We start from the raw sequence: 465 nt of genomic DNA on the forward strand, positions 1-465 counted from the left end.
CGTGCGCCAGGCGACGCACGCAGTTCTCGACGATCACCACCGCGCCGTCAATGATGATGCCGAAATCCAGCGCCCCCAGACTCATCAGGTTTGCGCTGATCTTGTAGCTGACCATGCCGGTGAACGTGAACAGCATCGCCAGCGGGATGACCATCGCCGTGATGACAGCGGCGCGGATGTTGCCCAGGAACAGGAAAAGAATGGCGATAACGAGAGTCGCGCCTTCGAGCAGATTCTTCTTGACCGTAGCAATCGCCGTGTCGACCAGCACGGTCCGGTCATACACGGTCACGGCCTTGACGCCGGCGGGGAGCGTACGATTGATCTCCGCCATTTTCTTGTCGACGGCCTGGGATACCGCCCGACTGTTCTCGCCGATCAGCATGAACACTGTACCCAGCACGACCTCCTTGCCGTTCTCCGTGGCGGCACCGGTGCGCAGCTCCCGTCCGATGTCAACATCGG

At 61.1% G+C, this 465-nt stretch carries 1 protein-coding gene; it reads right to left on the reverse strand.

The window, feature by feature from the left end:
• On the reverse strand, nt 1-465 hold a 465-nt coding region (locus tag D7V93_RS44000; RefSeq protein ID WP_208723388.1), incomplete at both ends, for an efflux RND transporter permease subunit.

Source organism: Corallococcus llansteffanensis (genome assembly GCF_003612055.1).
In the GTDB taxonomy this organism is placed as follows: Bacteria; Myxococcota; Myxococcia; order Myxococcales; family Myxococcaceae; genus Corallococcus; species Corallococcus llansteffanensis.